This is a genomic window from Streptomyces sp. NPDC127038, assembly GCF_042725875.1.
Lineage (GTDB): Bacteria > Actinomycetota > Actinomycetes > Streptomycetales > Streptomycetaceae > Streptomyces.
Genome location: NZ_JBHXDQ010000028.1, coordinates 33,275 through 47,818, shown reverse-complemented (window position 1 = coordinate 47,818; position 14,544 = coordinate 33,275). Strand labels below are relative to the sequence as shown.

The following is a 14,544-nucleotide window of genomic DNA, read 5'->3' as shown; positions in this document are numbered from 1 at the left end:
TCGATCTGTAACTTCCGTGCTGTGCGGCCGACGGCACGATCCCGTCGGCAGAGATCCCCTGAGAGGTTCGACCGCGATGAACGCTCGTCTCACCCGCCGCATGGCGGCTGCCGCTGCGGCGGCCACGGCTCTTGCGACGCTCTCCGCCTGCGGGAACGGCGACGACTCTGCCGCCGCAGTCGGCTCCGTCTCCGTCGCCGGTGTGAAGATCAAGAAGGACCAGGCGCTGCATGATGCGCTGCCCGGCACGATCAAGAAGGCAGGCACGGTCAGGGTCGCCACCGATGTGCCCTATCCACCCTTCGAGATGTTCGTGAAGGAGGGCGACAAGGAGCTGACCGGCCTCGACTACGACCTCGGCCAGGCCCTGGGGGGCAAGCTGGGCGTGCGGTTCGTATTCACCCCGCAGAAGTTCGACGGGATCGTCCCGGCCATCCAGGCGGGCAAGTTCGACGCGGCGATGTCGGCGATCACGGACAAGAAGGAGCGGCAGCAGGTCGTCGACTTCGTCGACTATTCGCAGTCCGGCTCCGGCATCATGGTCGCCCACGGCAACCCGGACAAGATCGGCACCCTGGACGATCTCTGCGGGAAGAAGGTCGCCGTGCAGGCCGCGACCAACCAGCTCGGCTTGCTGAAGTCCCACCAGACGGTGTGCAAGAAGGTGGGCAAGGGGCAGATCGACATCCAGTCCTTCCCCAAGGATTCCGATGCGCAGCTGGCCCTGCGCTCGGGCAAGGCGGTCGCACAGGTACTGACCAAGCCGGCGGCGGGCTGGACCGCCAAGAAGGCGGACTCCGGCAAGGCGTTCGACCTCGTGGACGACCCGGCCGCTCCCGGCGGCTACAACGCCTCCCCCAACGGCATCGCCGTGGCCAAGCGGCTGCCCGAACTCACCGACGCCATCCAGAAGGCCCTCCAGGCCCTGATAGACGACGGCACCCTCACCAAGATCTACAACAAGTACGGCGTGGCCTCCATCGCCGTGAAGGAAGCCACCAAGAACGCGGCGGTGGACTAGAGATGATCGGCACCAAGGCTCCGGTCGGGGCCAACCGGGCCCACGAGCCGATCGCCCACGACCTCGAAATCGTCCCTGTCCGCAACTACGGCCGGTGGATCGCCGCGGCCCTGTCGCTTCTCGCCCTGGCCGGTCTGGTCGGCTCGCTCGCCAAGAACCGCAACCTCCACTGGGACATCATCGGCGACTACCTGTTCGCCCCTCTGATCTTCGACGGCCTGGCCACCACTTTGTGGCTCACCGCAGCGGCGATGGCCATCGGCCTCGGGGCGGGAACGCTGATCGCGGTGATGCGTCTGTCCGGCAGCCCCGTCCTGTACGGGCTGGCCACCTTCTTCGTCTGGATCTTCCGCGGCACCCCCCTGCTCGTGCAGATCGTCTTCTGGGGCTACGCCGCGGCGCTGTACAAGTACGTGAAGATCGGCGTTCCGTTCACCCACATCACCTTCTTCCAGGCCGAAACGAACGCCCTGCTCACACCGGCGGTCGCGGCGCTGCTCGCGCTCGGTCTGAACGAGGCCGCGTATGCCTCCGAGATCGTGCGGGCGGGCATCCAGTCCGTCGACACCGGACAGGCCGAGGCGGCGCACTCGCTGGGCATGCGCCCGGCACTGACCATGAGACGCATCGTGCTCCCCCAGGCCATGCGGGTCATCATCCCGCCCATGGGCAACGAGACGATCAACATGCTGAAGATGACAGCGCTCGTCTCGGTCATCTCCGCCCACGACCTGATGTCCAACATCCAGGACGTCTACGCCCAGAACTACCAGGTCATCCCCATGCTGGTCGTCGCCAGCATCTGGTACCTCGCCCTGGTGACGCTGCTGAGCATCCCCCAGACCTGGCTGGAACGCCGTTACGGTCGCGGTACCACCCGAACCGGACACGTCTCCCTCCTGAACCGGATGCTCGGCGGAGTGGCCGGTCTGCTCCGCAAGACAAGCAAGGAGGCGGGCCGATGAGCGCCCCCATGGTGCGCGCCGAAGGAGTGCGCAAGCACTTCGGGAAGCTCGAGGTCCTCAAAGGCATCGACCTGACGGTCGAACGAGGCCAGGTGTGCTGCCTGCTGGGGCCTTCCGGTTCGGGCAAGTCAACCTTCCTCCGCTGCATCAATCATCTGGAGAAGGTCGACGGCGGAAAGCTGACCGTCGACGGAGACCTGGTCGGCTACCGGCAGCAAGGCACCAGGCTCTACGAGCTGCGCGAGCGCGAGGTCGCCGAACGGCGCCGCAATATCGGCATGGTTTTCCAGCGTTTCAACCTCTTCCCGCATATGACCGCCGTGGAGAACGTGAGCGAGGCCCCCCTGAAGGTCGCGAAGATTTCCAAGTCCCAAGCACGCGAACAGGCACACCAGTTGCTGGAACAGGTCGGCCTCGGCGACCGGGCCCACAACTATCCTTCACAGCTGTCCGGCGGACAGCAGCAGCGTGTGGCCATCGCACGAGCCCTGGCGATGAAACCGCAGCTGATGCTCTTCGACGAGCCGACCTCCGCCCTCGACCCCGAACTCGTCGGCGAGGTCCTCGACGTGATGCGGCAGCTGGCCGCGGACGGAATGACGATGGTCGTCGTCACCCATGAGATCGGCTTCGCCCGCGAGGTGGGCGACACCGCCGTCTTCATGGACAACGGCGTCGTGGTCGAGGCCGGCGACCCCCGCACGGTGCTGGTCGCACCGGAACAGGAGCGTACGCGCGCGTTCTTGTCCAAGGTCCTGTGAGCGCCCCCATGCGCCAGCGGCCCCGCACCTCCGAGCTGCTGTCCTCCGCCCGCGCCCACCAAGTCGCATACCTGGCCGATCTTGCCGAACTGGTGGCCATCGACTCCGGCTCCTACAGCGCCGACGGCGTCAACAAAGTCGCCGACTGGGTCCAGGCCCGTCTGGACCGCCTCGGCTTCACCGTGGACCGCGTCCACCTGCCCGGCACCCAGGGCCACCGGCCGGGCGACGCACTGGTCGCCCGGCGCCAGGGCAGGCTGACCGAAGCCGACGGCGGACGCAGGATTCTGCTCGCCGCACACATGGACACCGTTTTCGACGACGGCACCGCAGCCCAGCGCCCGTTCCGTCTCGACGGCTGCATCGCCCACGGCCCCGGCGTGAGCGACGACAAGGGCGGCCTCGTGGCCGGCCTGACCGCCCTCACGATCCTCCAGGAGAGGGGGGCCGAGGAATATGCGGAGCTTGTCTTCCTCGCCACGCCGGACGAGGAGATCGGCTCCCCCTCCAGCCGCAACGTGACGGAGGAAGCGGCCCGCGGCATGCACTACGGGCTCGGCCTGGAATGCGCCCGCGAGAACGGGGACCTGGTCATCGCGCGGAAGGGCGTCGCGGACTTTCGTCTGACCGTCACCGGCCGGGCCGCGCACGCCGGCATCGAACCCGAGCGCGGGGCCAACGCCGCGCTCACGGCAGCCCACCTCGTGGTGGCTCTCCAAGACCTCAACGGCCGTTGGGACGACGTCACCGTCAACGTCGGCGTCCTCAGGGCGGGAACCCGCGCCAACATCGTCTGCCCGGAAGCCGAACTGCACGTCGAAGTCCGCTCAGCCACCGCTGCGGGCGTGAAGCGCGCCAAGGAAGCCATCCAGGAAGCCGCAAGCCGTCCCGCAGTCCCCGGCACCACGGTCGCGATCGAACAGCTCGACCTGTGTCCCCCGATGGAAGACACCCCCGCCTCACGGAGCATGCTCGCCAAAGCGCAGGCCGCCGCCGGCGCACTCGGCTTCGAGATCGGCGCCACCTCCACCGGCGGAGTCGGCGACGCGAACCTGATCGCCGGCACGGGCCTACCCGTCCTGGACGGCTTGGGGCCCATCGGGGGTGCCGACCACACACCGCAGGAATGGCTGGATGCGGCCAGTGTTCCTCAGCGGGTCGCACTCCTGGGCGCACTCATCGTCGCACTGGGCGACAGCACCCAGGAGCCCTGAGCTGACGAGAACGCTTCACATTCCTTCCCGCAGTAGCCGCCCCAGGAATCGTCTGCACCCCATCCTCCGGCGTGTCCGCCGCGCTGCTCGAACCAACCGGGCCCAAAACAACCCCGCCAGATCATCCTTCACCCCATCACAGGGAGGTACCCATGCGCGTTCCCTCCGGACCAGGCCACCGCGCCGTCCTCGCCGGCGCTACAGCGCTCGTCCTCGCACTCACCGCATCCCCCGCCGCCCGCGCAAGCAGCCACATCCCCCCGGCGCACCAAGGATCTCTCGTGCTCGTAGGCGGCGGACTGAAGGAGAACAACACTCAGGTCTACGGCGAGATCATCCGCCGCGCCGGCGGATCCAAGGCCCGCATCGGTGTTCTCACCGCCGCCTCGATCCCCCAGAGCCAGGACCCCGACGCAACCGATCCGGAGCGCTGCAGCAACTCCGCATGCAACGGTGACTACTACGCAGCCCTGTTCAAAAAGCACGGCGCGGCTGACGCCCAGTGGATCCCCGTCGACCTCGACCACATCGCCAACGCCGACTCCGACACGGTCGTCAGCCAGGTGAACTCCATGACGGGGTTCTTCTTCGGGGGCGGCGACCAGGAGCGCTACCTCAGCACCCTGATGCACGGCGACGCACACAGCGATTCCAAGGTTCTGGCCGCCATTCGTCACAAGCTCTCTCAGGGCGCGGTCGTCTCAGGTTCCTCCGCCGGCGCGCAGATCGCCTCGGGCCCCGACATGGTCAGCGGCGGCGACTCCTACCAGGCCCTGCGCGACGGCAGCGCGCCTGGATACTTCGACGACCCCACCCGCCTCGGCTATTTCCCCGCCGGAGGGTTCAGCTTCCTGCGATCCGGCCTCATCGATACGCACACCGGCACCTACGGCCGTGAAGGCCGGGCCTTGCGGCTCGCCGCCGACACCGGACACAACCGTGTCTATGCCCTCGACGAGAACACCGCCCTGGTCGTCGACCACCCCGGCACCACACGAGAGACCCTGACCGTTCTGGGGCCGGGCGGCGTCGGCGTACTCGACCTGCGCACAGCCGGCACCCGCACCACTCAGGCAGGCTGGAGCCTCAGCCGAGCCCGCTACACCTACCTCAGCGACGGTGACCGCTACGACGCACGACGTTGGCTCCCGCTGCCGGCCCACGACAAGCACCTCCTCATCCCCTCCACCGACAGCCCCGTGCCCGCCAACACCGACGTCTTCTACTCCGTAGCCAATCCTGAGGGCACCCCCTACTCCTTCCGCGCCACCGCCCGCGCGCTCGCTTCCACCCGCGCCCAATACACCGCGACCGCCTCCACCTTCGAAACGGGGCCCCGCTTCACTGTCACTTTCACCAAAAGGCCCGGCTTCACCGCCTGGAGCAGCGACGGCACCTCCGCGCAGACCCTCGTCGGCATGGACATCGCCGTCGCGCCGCAGTAGCCGTCCCCCGACGAACACTCCGGCGGCTCGGGGCCGGCCCACAGCGGCGACCGGTCGGCCCCCTCCCTTCAGCGAGCACTAGGCTCGGCCACTGCGCAGCACATCATCGGAAAGGACCCGATATGGCCTCCAGCACCCTCGCCGACGACATCCGGCTCAAGCTGGGCATTCTCAGCCCTGCCGAACGGAAAGTCGCCCGGGTACTGCTGGCCAGTTACCCCTCGAGCGGCTTCGAGACGGTTGCCACCCTCGCCGAGCGCGCAGCGGTCAGCGCCCCCACCGTCCTGCGCTTCGTCAATCGCCTCGGCTACAGCGGCTTCCCGGACTTCCAGGCGGCCCTGCGGGCCGAACTCGAAACCCGCAACGCCTCACCTCTTTCCCTTTACGAGGCAACCGACGACGCCAGCTCCACCGACTCAGCCGCCGGCCTCATGGCCCGCAGCAGCAAGCTGTTCACCGCCGCCGTCACCCAGACACTCGCCGAGACCCCGCCGCACGACCTCGAACACGCCATCGCCCTTCTGTCGGACCGTAAACGGCGCATCACCCTGGCCGGAGGCCGCTTCACCCGTCTCCTGGCCCAGTACCTCGGCCTCCACCTCATGCAGCTGCGCGAGGACGTCCGCTTCCTTCCGGAACGGGCCGTCGAGCGCACCGCTGTACTTGCCGCGCTCACGCGCCGGGACGTTCTCGTGATCTTCGACTACCGTCGCTACGAGCACGACAAGCTCGCCATCGCACAGCTGGCCCAGGAGTGCGGAGGCAAGGTCATCGTCTTCACCGACACCTGGCTCTCGCCCACCGCATCTCACGCCGAAGTCGTCTTTCCCAGCCAGGTCACCACCCCCTCCCCGTACGACAGCCTCGTCCCCACTCTCGCTGTCATCGAGACCGTGGTCGCCGGCCTCATCACCGCAATGGGAAACGAGGCCCACCAGCACATGAAGCACGTCGAAGACACGGCCCACCGCATCGGCCTGGTCTGATGGACAGCATGGGTAAGGCCACAGCGTTACCTTCATCTGCCGGGTGAAGCAGGACGGAGGGGTGCTGCTGCGCGGCTGCCCCTGTCTGGATGCGGATGCCGACCAGGACACCGCGGGGCCGGGGCCCCGCTCCTGGTGCGAGCGTGAAGTGTGCCCCGCACCGGCCCTGCCCTCGACGGCTTGCCGTCAGCGAGTGCTTGCCAGGTATCGCTGTCGGCGGCGGACGCCGCATGCTCACCGCTCCCGTCTTGAGGACCCGGTTCCTGGGTGATGCCCTGACGGGAATGGCTTGGTCAGGCTGGCATGGCGGGTGTGCCGCGACATGACGTTCCTTGCGCACGCCATCGACACTGAAGGCGACGGCGCCCTGCAGAGCGGAAGGCCGCTGACCGTGCACACCACCGCAGCGCTCCTGGCTTTCGGAGCCGATCCGCAGCTCCCGGGACCCGATGGGTTGACGTCCATGGGGCAGGCCGCCTACTCCCGCCATGACCTGGCAGTCGAACTGCTGCAACGGCACATCTCCCCCCGCCTGCGGTCACCCTTCACCGCGGTGCCCGTCGACCGGATCGTCGCGCTCACCCACAACCGGCAGCACCGCGACACCTGAGAGGTAACCGCCCACGAGCCGTACGCACACCGGCCGCAGAATTGCTTAACCTCCTCCCCCTGGTCGCCGGAGCACGCCTCGGCACGGCAGGGCCTGTCGGTGTGAACGGAGCATTGGGACGCAGCGGCAACTCACGGACCCGTAACCGCTTTCAACTCCTTTTTGCCTTTCGCCTTTTTCGCAGCCTTGCCTGCCTGGCCGGGCGGTCGGTGTGAAGTTTCCGCCTTCGCACCGCCGTGACCTGCTGCGCCGGGCGGACCTACGCTGCCTGGCGTTGCGTGTACCGAGGCCGCAGACGAGCGTGGGACCGCATCGACGCCTGATGCGTCGTCCGGGCCGTCAGATGCGTGGCCGTCGCTTCGCCCGGGCACACCGTCAGCCGCACTGTCGGCGCCGTTACGTTGGGAAGGGATCTTCCCGGCGGGGGCCGGGGTCTTCCTACCCCGCCCTGCGTCGGGGACGCCGGTGATCCTGGTCCTGCTCTGGTCATCGCCGCGCGATGGGGAGTTGCCGGAGACGGCAAGGCCGGTGACCAGGGCCGCGGCCAGAGCGACGCCGGCACCGACGGCCAACGGACGCTTCCGCACGGCCCTGGCGTGCGCAGCCACCGGTTCTCCGCCGCCGGGCAGTGGGGTGCCGTGCGCACGGTCCCTCGTGCGAGATCGCGTGTGGCTGGTCACGGAACTCACGGCGTGCGGCGAGGGGTCGACGGCAAGTCGCCCTGTCGCGGTCGACTCCGCCAGTGCCCGGGCGCAGTCGTCGGCTGTCGGGCGGTCGCTTTCGTTCAGGGCTGTCATGGCCCGTACGAGGTCGGCAAGTTGTGGCGGCAGATGGCGGGGCAGCGCGGGTGGCCGGTGCAGTCGTGCGATCGCCGCTTCCAGCGGACCGCCGTCGTACTCGAGCCGGCCGGTGAGGCATTCGAGGAGTACCAGTCCCAGGGCGTAGATGTCGGCGGGCCGGCCGACGGGCTGTCCGAGGACCTGCTCGGGTGAGAGGTAGGCGGCCGTGCCGATGAGTGTCCCGGTGGCGGTGTGCGTGGTGGCGTCCAGCAGTCGGGAGATGCCGAAGTCGGTCAGGTAAGGCTGGTGAGAGGCGTCGAGGAGGATGTTGGACGGTTTGACGTCCCGGTGGACGATGCTCGCCTCGTGGGCGTGGGCCAGCGCATGGGCGAGACCGGAGCCCAGTGCGGCGGTTTCCTCGAAGGACAGCGGGCCTGCGGTGATGCGGCGCTTGAGCGTGGTGCCTTCGACGAGTTGCATGACCAGGAAGACCCGTCCGTCGTGCTGTCCGGCGTCGAAGGCGGTGACGAGTCCTGGGTGGTTGAGGCGGGCCAGGATCGCAGCTTCGCCCTGTGAGGTCTCCTGCGTGTCGAAGCCGGTTTCGGGCCGGAAGACCTTGACCGCCACAGGCCGCCTCAGCCGCAGGTCAAAGCCTCGGTGGACATCAGCGGCGCCGCCCGATCCGAGGAGGGCGTCCAGGCGGTACCGGCCGTTGAGTATGTCGGCGGAGCACCGGGACGCGACGGCCCGGGCCGAGTCACGAAGCCTCATTTCCCTCTCCCACTGCGTCGAGGGGCGGATGCCCCTGGCGAGCCGTGGCCGACCGCCGCCGCAAGCAGGTACCCCCAGGGAGCTGGATTACCCGTCACGCTCGCGCGGATCGGTGCATAGGCCATCGTTCGCGGCATCGGGTGGCCTGCGCCCGCTCCAGGACGGGCGGTTGAGCGACCGGCCGGACGCCGTGGCGCGCAGCGCTTTCCCGAGAGGTGGTGAAGGTCGGGAGGTGATCATGAGCGGTACCGTTCCACCGGCATCGGCCGGCATCGCGGAAGTATGTCCCGAGCGTGGTCCCGCGGCCTCCTGATGAGACCGGACTACGTGCGGGGCCGACGACGACGTCTTTCCTCTGGGCCGGATGGGCTCGATCGTCAGCCGGGACGGATTCGTTCACGCACGTTCGCGTTCCGCGAGGACCGTCACTGCCCGCTGGAGCGCTGACGCTGCTCGCTCTCGCGCATCTCGCCGGTGTGGCGGCCGATGTCGGTGACCCGGTCCGCGAGGTCGGGATGAGCGGGCCGCAAGTGAGGGGCCGTCTCGGAGAGGGGGCCCAGGAGGTGGACCGGGTCGCTGTCTCCCAGTGCGGAGTGCAGGGCCGCGAGCGCGTCCGTCGCGGTGGCGGGAAGATCCGGCAGGGCAGTGATGGCCCCGGCGAGCTGGCGCAGCGAGGCGGCGTGGTCGTTGGCCCAGGACATGACGGACCGGTCCGCGGCACGTCGGCCTCGGGTGGCCTGCACGCGCTGTTCCTTGGTGGTGCCGGCTTCTCCGGGGCGCACGCGCAGATAGCGGCGCTCGGCGGCCTGGCGGCTGGAGACGCCGAGGGGGTGGGCCAGGTCGGACCAGCTTGCGCCGGCCCCCCGGGCCGTCTCGATCAGCGCGGGCTCCCAGTGGGCCAGTTGTTCCCGCACTTCGCGCAGGAGCAGCAGTGCGGCTATGGCCGACTCCGGGACATCGGTGGAGGCGGCGTCGGCGGTTCGTGCCGTCTGGATGGCCTGGGCAATGGCCTCGAGCGCGCTGGCTGTTGCCGCGAAGGAAGTCGGTGCCGCGGGCGGGTCGTCACTCATCCCTTCTCCTTCCCGGGCGGTGCGTTTGTCATCGTTTGGATGACGTGTGAGTTTGTCGTCGTTCGGATGACATGCTACAACGGAGTCAGGTGAAGCGCATTGGCAGCAACTGCCTGAACTCATCTGGAGGTGTTTCCCGTGTTGATGCGCACCGACCCGTTCCGTGAACTCGATCGCCTGGCCCAGCATCTGATGGGTCCGGGAACGTGGTCCCGTCCCTCCGCGATGCCGATGGACGCCTTCCGTGACGGCGACCAGTACGTCATCGCCTTCGACCTGCCGGGCATCGATCCCGACGCGCTCGACATCGACGTCGAGCGGAACATGCTCACCGTGAAGGCGGAGCGCCGCCCCCTGCCGAAGTCCGAGAACGCCCAGACGGAACTGTCCGAACGGCCTCTGGGCTTCTTCTCCCGCCAGATCGTCCTGGCCGACACCCTCGACACCGAGCGCATCGCCGCCGATTACGAGGCCGGCGTCCTGACTCTGAGCATCCCGATCGCCGAGCGGGCCAAGCCCCGCAAGATCAGCGTCAACAGCACCGGCGACCGCAGAGAGCTCGACAGCTGATTCTCCGGCTGCACGTCCGCCGACCGGAGCCCAGGGCCTGTTCGCCCACGCCTTCCGCCTTGGGCCCCGGCGGCGCCGGCTCCCACATCCACACCGGAGAACTGATTCCGCGAGGTGCACGGTTCGCGCTGTTCGCACGGGGCAATCGGTTCACCGCAGCAGGAATAACGGTTCACGTAAGGAAAGTCGTCACGATGACTCTTCTCTCTCCCCCCGCGCCCTCTGTTCCGACGGCAGTCACCTTCGACCAGATGCTGGAGAAGGTGCGATACGAAGGCGTTTACCCCACTCGCCGCCAGGCGCACAACGTCGTACGCCGGGTGCTCGAGGCCCTGGGCCGCCAGTTGACGGACGACGAACGGGCGGAGCTGGCCGCCCGCCTGCCCCGGGAAGCAGCCGGCTACCTCGTCTCCCAGACCCCCGCCGGCAGGCCACTGACCGGCTGGGGTTTCGTGAAGGACCTCGCCGAACGGACCGGCGACACTCCGGCGACCACCCGCTGGGATACCGGTTCGGTCCTTGGCGTCGTCGCCCGCCTGGCCGGAGACGACCTCATCGCCCGGATCATCGCCCAGCTCCCTGACGGATACGCTCTGCTGTTCGGACGGGCGCAGCTCGCCCGGGCCGCCTGACAACCGGGCCGGAATCCAGCACCGTTGCCGGACAAGGACCCGGCCCGCACGTCCGAGTGGCCGTCGTGCCGGCCCGAGCAGTACGGCGGCATCACGAACGCCAGCACATGGCGCCCCAGCGGTACAGCAGCGGATTCCGGTGAGCATAACTCTCCGTACCTCGGATCGCTCCCGACCGACCCCAGATCTTTTGGCAGGCGGGACTGCCCGGAACGCTTGCGTTCCGGGCAGTCCCGCACAGGGGCGGCAGCCGCGAATCCCCGCGGGGAAGGCGCAGGACCCATCCGCCTCATGCCAGGACTGTCGGGTTCGCCGATCCGGCAGCCGCCACCGCTCAAAGGGCCAGACGGCCACTCAATACAATCTTTCCCATGTCCAAGCCTGACGAGCTGCTCGTTGACATCGCCACCGTGGTGGAGTCCGGGCAGAGCAACCAGATGTCCCTGACCGTGGTCACCGGTGGTGCGGTCATCACCGGCCGGCTGGCTCCCGAAGCAGTGTGGAGGCAGAGGGTGTCGGACGTGCTGACGGACTCCGCCCACCTGGGCGAGTTCTCCGCCGTCTTCGACACCCCCGCGAAGAACGACGGACCGCCCACGCATCTGCACTTCCATGTCGCCCGCATCCTGCAGGGCACGGTCGGAATCCCCGAGACGGGCGGGATGTACCGCGTCGCGATCGCCGACGTCGGCGCCTGGACCATGGGCGACTTCAGCTACTCCGACCACTGAGCAACCACTGCGGCAGGAATCCGCCGCACACGCAGTGCGGGCCCCACCGGTACGCGCCGGTCGGGGCCACCCTGCCGAAGCCGCCTCAGGTCCCGGCAGCCGGTCCGCTGTCCGCGGCGCGGCGGTATTCGGCATTGATGCGCTGCGCTTCTTCCAGCTGGTCCTCGAGGATGACGATGCGGCAGGCGGCCTCGATGGGGGTGCCCTGGTCGACGAGTTCCCGGGCGCGGGCGGCGATGCGCAGCTGGTAGCGGGAGTAGCGGCGGTGTCCGCCCGCGGAGCGCAGCGGGGTGATGAGGCGGGCTTCGCCGATGGCGCGCAGGAAGCCCTGGGTGGTGCCGAGCATCTCGGCGGCCCGGCCCATGGTGTAGGCGGGGTAGTCGTCGTCATCGAGACGGCCGAACGAGTCGTCTGCGGTCATTGCACCTCTCTGTGAAACGCATGGAGGGGGCCCTGGCGTCAGTAGCGCCAGGGCCCCGAAGGAACAGCTACACCATCTGCCGGCTCTGATACTGCGCCGGGCTCGTGTTTCCGCGGACCCGACCGAGATGCTGTCGGGGGCGCGGGGATCGCGGTTGCTTGACCGGAGACCACCTCACTATCGATGTCCTGCGGTACCCGGGCTCGACACTTGCGCCCGGGCGATCCTGATGGCGCTTGGCCCCTCCGTTCTTCCCTCGTTGGTCAACTATTGCTGAGCGGGGACTGCGCACTGCTGATACTGCTCAACTGCGGCCTGCTGGTGTTACGAACTGCTCGGCGGCCTGTGACAGCGCCGCGCTTCGGCAGCCAGCCCCGTCGCCCGTCCTGCGTCTGCTCTGGCTTGGAACCCCACTGCCGAACTTCCCGGTACGCGCGCCCGCAGCCGGCGCCTTTACCGAGGTACTGCTCACTGACTTCACTGCCGGGTACCGCGAACTGCACGTGCGGGTACTACCACTGCGTCAACTGCGGTCCTGCTCCGGTGGCCCCTGATCACCGCGGGCCACCCGGTCCGGTTGTCAGTCCCCTCGCCGTCCTGCAACAGCCCTGGCTTCGAAACTCCACCACCGCACCGTCCTGCGCGCTGCAACTGCGTGTACCGCTACCGGCAGTTCGTGTCTGCCGGACCCTGCAGTCCTTCTGGCTACGAGAGAAACCATAATTACGCCACCACCCAATGTCTACTCTGTCCAACATAGATTTTCGTGTGTCGGAGGGAGAGACAGTCGGCCCCGGACAGCTACGGAACAAGGAGCAGAGCTGTCATCGCCGGGTCGAGCGGGCCGCGCCCCCGGCACCTGCATCACCCGAACCCAGGACGGCGGCATCCGACACGACGGCACAGCGACTCCCGAACTCACCAGGAGGCACCCTCGAGTGCGCGGCGCGGACGGCTGCGGGGCCGGACAGCACAGATCCCGGCAGCCGACCGACTGCCGGGATCCGGGGTGATGCGCCTACTTGGGCTTGATGGCGTCCTTGGCCTTCTCCTTGGCCTCACGCAGGTCGCCCTTGGACTCCTCGGCCTGCCCCTTGGCCTTCAGGGACTCGTTGTCGACCGCACCGCCGACGACCTTCTTGGCCTTGCCCTCGATCTGCTCGCCCTTGGCCTGTGCCTTCTCGTCCGCAGCCACAACCATTCACCCCTGCCTCGCATCGGAACTCACGTACGTCCTCCGTGTCACCACGGAACGCATCCTCAAACCAGCACGATGACCGCCACGCTTTCGCGGCCGCGGGCCGCCTAAGACCTACATAAGTTCCGCAGGAATGAAGATCGGACCGCAGGGCACACGACGGTCCGGAGGTTGATAACTATGGTTCCCATTCTTCTTGTTCTTCTGCTCGCCCTGATCCTTTTCGGTGCCGGTTTCGCACTCAAGGCACTGTGGTGGATCGCCGTCATCGTGCTGGTCGTCTGGGTTCTCGGCTTCGTGATCCGCCCGACGTCAGGCGGCGGCAAGCGCGGCCGCTGGTACCGCTGGTAGACAGCAGCAACAACAGCAGCGCAATCATGGGTGGGGCCCGACGTCATGGCGTCGGGCCCCACCCATGTCTCGTCCCGGTGACCGCAGGATGAAAGTGGTGATCCCTCCGGTTCGGGGTAGCCGGAAGGTCATGGCCGGAGGCGGCCGTGACGCCAGGAACCATGGCCCTCCGACACGGCACCTCCGGCCATCCGTCCTTTTCAGAGTGCGCGGCTCAAGAAGCTTGCTTGGCTCGAATTCCTGAAGGAACGTGACTGAATTCGGGGACAGACACACCCGCGCCGACCGGCCGTCGGCGGCGGCTTACGCTCGGCCTTTTGCGTGCGGCGGCCGGAGGCCGGAGAGGGTGACGTCGACGAGGCGGTCCACGGCTTCCTCGGACGACAGCCCAAGGGCGGCGGACAGGGCGTGCAGGCAGTAGTCGGCCAGCTCGTCCGGGGAGATGTCGTCGCGGACGGCGCCCGTTTCGGCGGCTTCGGTGATGACACCGCTCACGAGATCGCGCAGCTGCCGCTGCGCCTCGACGACGTGCTGGTCCCGGTGGACGAAGGCGGCGACCTCTCCGTCCCGGCGCCGCTGGTACGTGATGTGCGCGTACCCGCGCAGGACCGCTTCGAGCCGTGCCGCGGGACTGTCAGCGTGGTCCCGGGCCAGGGTCAACCGGCTCAGATGGGCTGCGACATGACGCTCGTGCCAGGCGATCAGGATCGACTGGACGTCAGGGAAGTACTTGTACAGCGTCGCGCGCCCGATCCCGGCCTGTTTCGCGATCTGCGACATCGTCACCGACGCCAGACCGTCCCGGCCCACGAGTGCGACGGCGGCCTCCAGAACAGCGTCCTGCACGGCGCGGCGATGCGCGTCCATCGTCTCGTCCCACAGCTTCGGCATGACTCAAGGATACGCAACGACGAGGGTGCGACATTCTGTATTGACAGAGACACTCTGTATCGATAAATCTTGACGTGCTGCTCCGGGCGGGGAAGAGAGGCACCGATGTCCGGCGCACCGGCCCGGCC

General features: G+C 68.1%; 16 protein-coding genes. 11 read left to right on the top strand and 5 right to left on the bottom strand.

Translation table 11 applies throughout. The features are described 5' to 3' along the window. The first annotated feature begins 76 nt into the window (after nt 1-76). The 7 genes from ACFWI4_RS20600 (at nt 77) to ACFWI4_RS20570 (ending at nt 7,002) form a co-directional block, all read left to right on the top strand. A complete protein-coding gene (locus tag ACFWI4_RS20600; protein ID WP_387198128.1) occupies nt 77-1,021 on the top strand; it encodes an ABC transporter substrate-binding protein in 945 nt (314 codons plus the stop codon). A gap of 2 nt (nt 1,022-1,023) precedes the next feature. Then, nucleotides 1,024-1,986, top strand: a complete 963-nt coding sequence (locus ACFWI4_RS20595; RefSeq protein ID WP_387198125.1) for an amino acid ABC transporter permease — start codon at nt 1,024-1,026, stop codon at nt 1,984-1,986. Next, nucleotides 1,983-2,747 (top strand): amino acid ABC transporter ATP-binding protein, encoded by a 765-nt coding sequence (locus ACFWI4_RS20590; RefSeq protein WP_365736770.1) that lies wholly within the window; start codon nt 1,983-1,985, stop codon nt 2,745-2,747. Before ACFWI4_RS20595 ends, ACFWI4_RS20590 begins: the two co-directional genes overlap by 4 nt. Nucleotides 2,748-2,755: 8 nt before the next feature. Further along, nucleotides 2,756-3,961 (top strand): M20 family metallopeptidase, encoded by a 1,206-nt coding sequence (locus ACFWI4_RS20585; protein WP_387198122.1) that lies wholly within the window; start codon nt 2,756-2,758, stop codon nt 3,959-3,961. Nucleotides 3,962-4,113: 152 nt separating this feature from the next. Next, nucleotides 4,114-5,406, top strand: a complete 1,293-nt coding sequence (locus tag ACFWI4_RS20580) for a cyanophycinase (protein WP_387198119.1) — start codon at nt 4,114-4,116, stop codon at nt 5,404-5,406. A 122-nt stretch (nt 5,407-5,528) separates the two neighbouring features. Next, complete coding sequence (locus ACFWI4_RS20575) at nt 5,529-6,392, top strand: MurR/RpiR family transcriptional regulator (protein WP_387198116.1); 864 nt, start codon at nt 5,529-5,531, stop codon at nt 6,390-6,392. A gap of 322 nt (nt 6,393-6,714) precedes the next feature. After that, on the top strand, nt 6,715-7,002 hold the full coding sequence (locus tag ACFWI4_RS20570; protein WP_387198113.1) for a hypothetical protein: 288 nt from the start codon (nt 6,715-6,717) through the stop codon (nt 7,000-7,002). A 131-nt stretch (nt 7,003-7,133) separates the two neighbouring features. Here the strand turns inward: ACFWI4_RS20570 and ACFWI4_RS20565 are convergent, their stop codons facing one another. Continuing rightward, nucleotides 7,134-8,552, bottom strand: coding sequence for a serine/threonine-protein kinase (locus ACFWI4_RS20565; protein ID WP_387198110.1), 1,419 nt, complete (start codon nt 8,550-8,552; stop codon nt 7,134-7,136). Nucleotides 8,553-8,977: 425 nt separating this feature from the next. Continuing rightward, complete coding sequence (locus ACFWI4_RS20560; protein WP_387198106.1) at nt 8,978-9,622, bottom strand: type III effector protein; 645 nt, start codon at nt 9,620-9,622, stop codon at nt 8,978-8,980. A gap of 138 nt (nt 9,623-9,760) precedes the next feature. Between ACFWI4_RS20560 and ACFWI4_RS20555 the strand changes: the two genes are divergently transcribed. The 3 genes from ACFWI4_RS20555 to ACFWI4_RS20545 all read left to right on the top strand — a co-directional run bounded on the left by ACFWI4_RS20555 (nt 9,761) and on the right by ACFWI4_RS20545 (nt 11,555). Continuing rightward, nucleotides 9,761-10,192, top strand: a complete 432-nt coding sequence (locus ACFWI4_RS20555; protein ID WP_387198103.1) for an Hsp20/alpha crystallin family protein — start codon at nt 9,761-9,763, stop codon at nt 10,190-10,192. Between the two features lie 194 nt (nt 10,193-10,386). Next, on the top strand, nt 10,387-10,824 hold the full coding sequence (locus ACFWI4_RS20550) for a DUF2267 domain-containing protein (RefSeq protein ID WP_387198100.1): 438 nt from the start codon (nt 10,387-10,389) through the stop codon (nt 10,822-10,824). Between the two features lie 371 nt (nt 10,825-11,195). Continuing rightward, nucleotides 11,196-11,555 (top strand): hypothetical protein, encoded by a 360-nt coding sequence (locus ACFWI4_RS20545; protein WP_365736689.1) that lies wholly within the window; start codon nt 11,196-11,198, stop codon nt 11,553-11,555. Between the two features lie 85 nt (nt 11,556-11,640). Here the strand turns inward: ACFWI4_RS20545 and ACFWI4_RS20540 are convergent, their stop codons facing one another. Next, nucleotides 11,641-11,976, bottom strand: coding sequence for a MerR family transcriptional regulator (locus tag ACFWI4_RS20540; RefSeq protein ID WP_385409066.1), 336 nt, complete (start codon nt 11,974-11,976; stop codon nt 11,641-11,643). Nucleotides 11,977-12,994: 1,018 nt separating this feature from the next. Continuing rightward, entirely contained in the window at nt 12,995-13,171 is a 177-nt protein-coding gene (locus ACFWI4_RS20535) for a CsbD family protein (protein ID WP_387198096.1), read from the bottom strand. 183 nt (nt 13,172-13,354) lie between these two features. On the opposite strand from ACFWI4_RS20535, the gene ACFWI4_RS20530 reads away from it, so the two are divergent. Then, nucleotides 13,355-13,525, top strand: coding sequence for a hydrophobic protein (locus ACFWI4_RS20530; RefSeq protein WP_387198093.1), 171 nt, complete (start codon nt 13,355-13,357; stop codon nt 13,523-13,525). Between the two features lie 303 nt (nt 13,526-13,828). Here ACFWI4_RS20530 and ACFWI4_RS20525 read toward each other — a convergent pair whose 3' ends face one another. Beyond that, entirely contained in the window at nt 13,829-14,416 is a 588-nt protein-coding gene (locus tag ACFWI4_RS20525) for a TetR/AcrR family transcriptional regulator (RefSeq protein ID WP_387198090.1), read from the bottom strand. Nucleotides 14,417-14,544 lie beyond the last annotated feature (128 nt).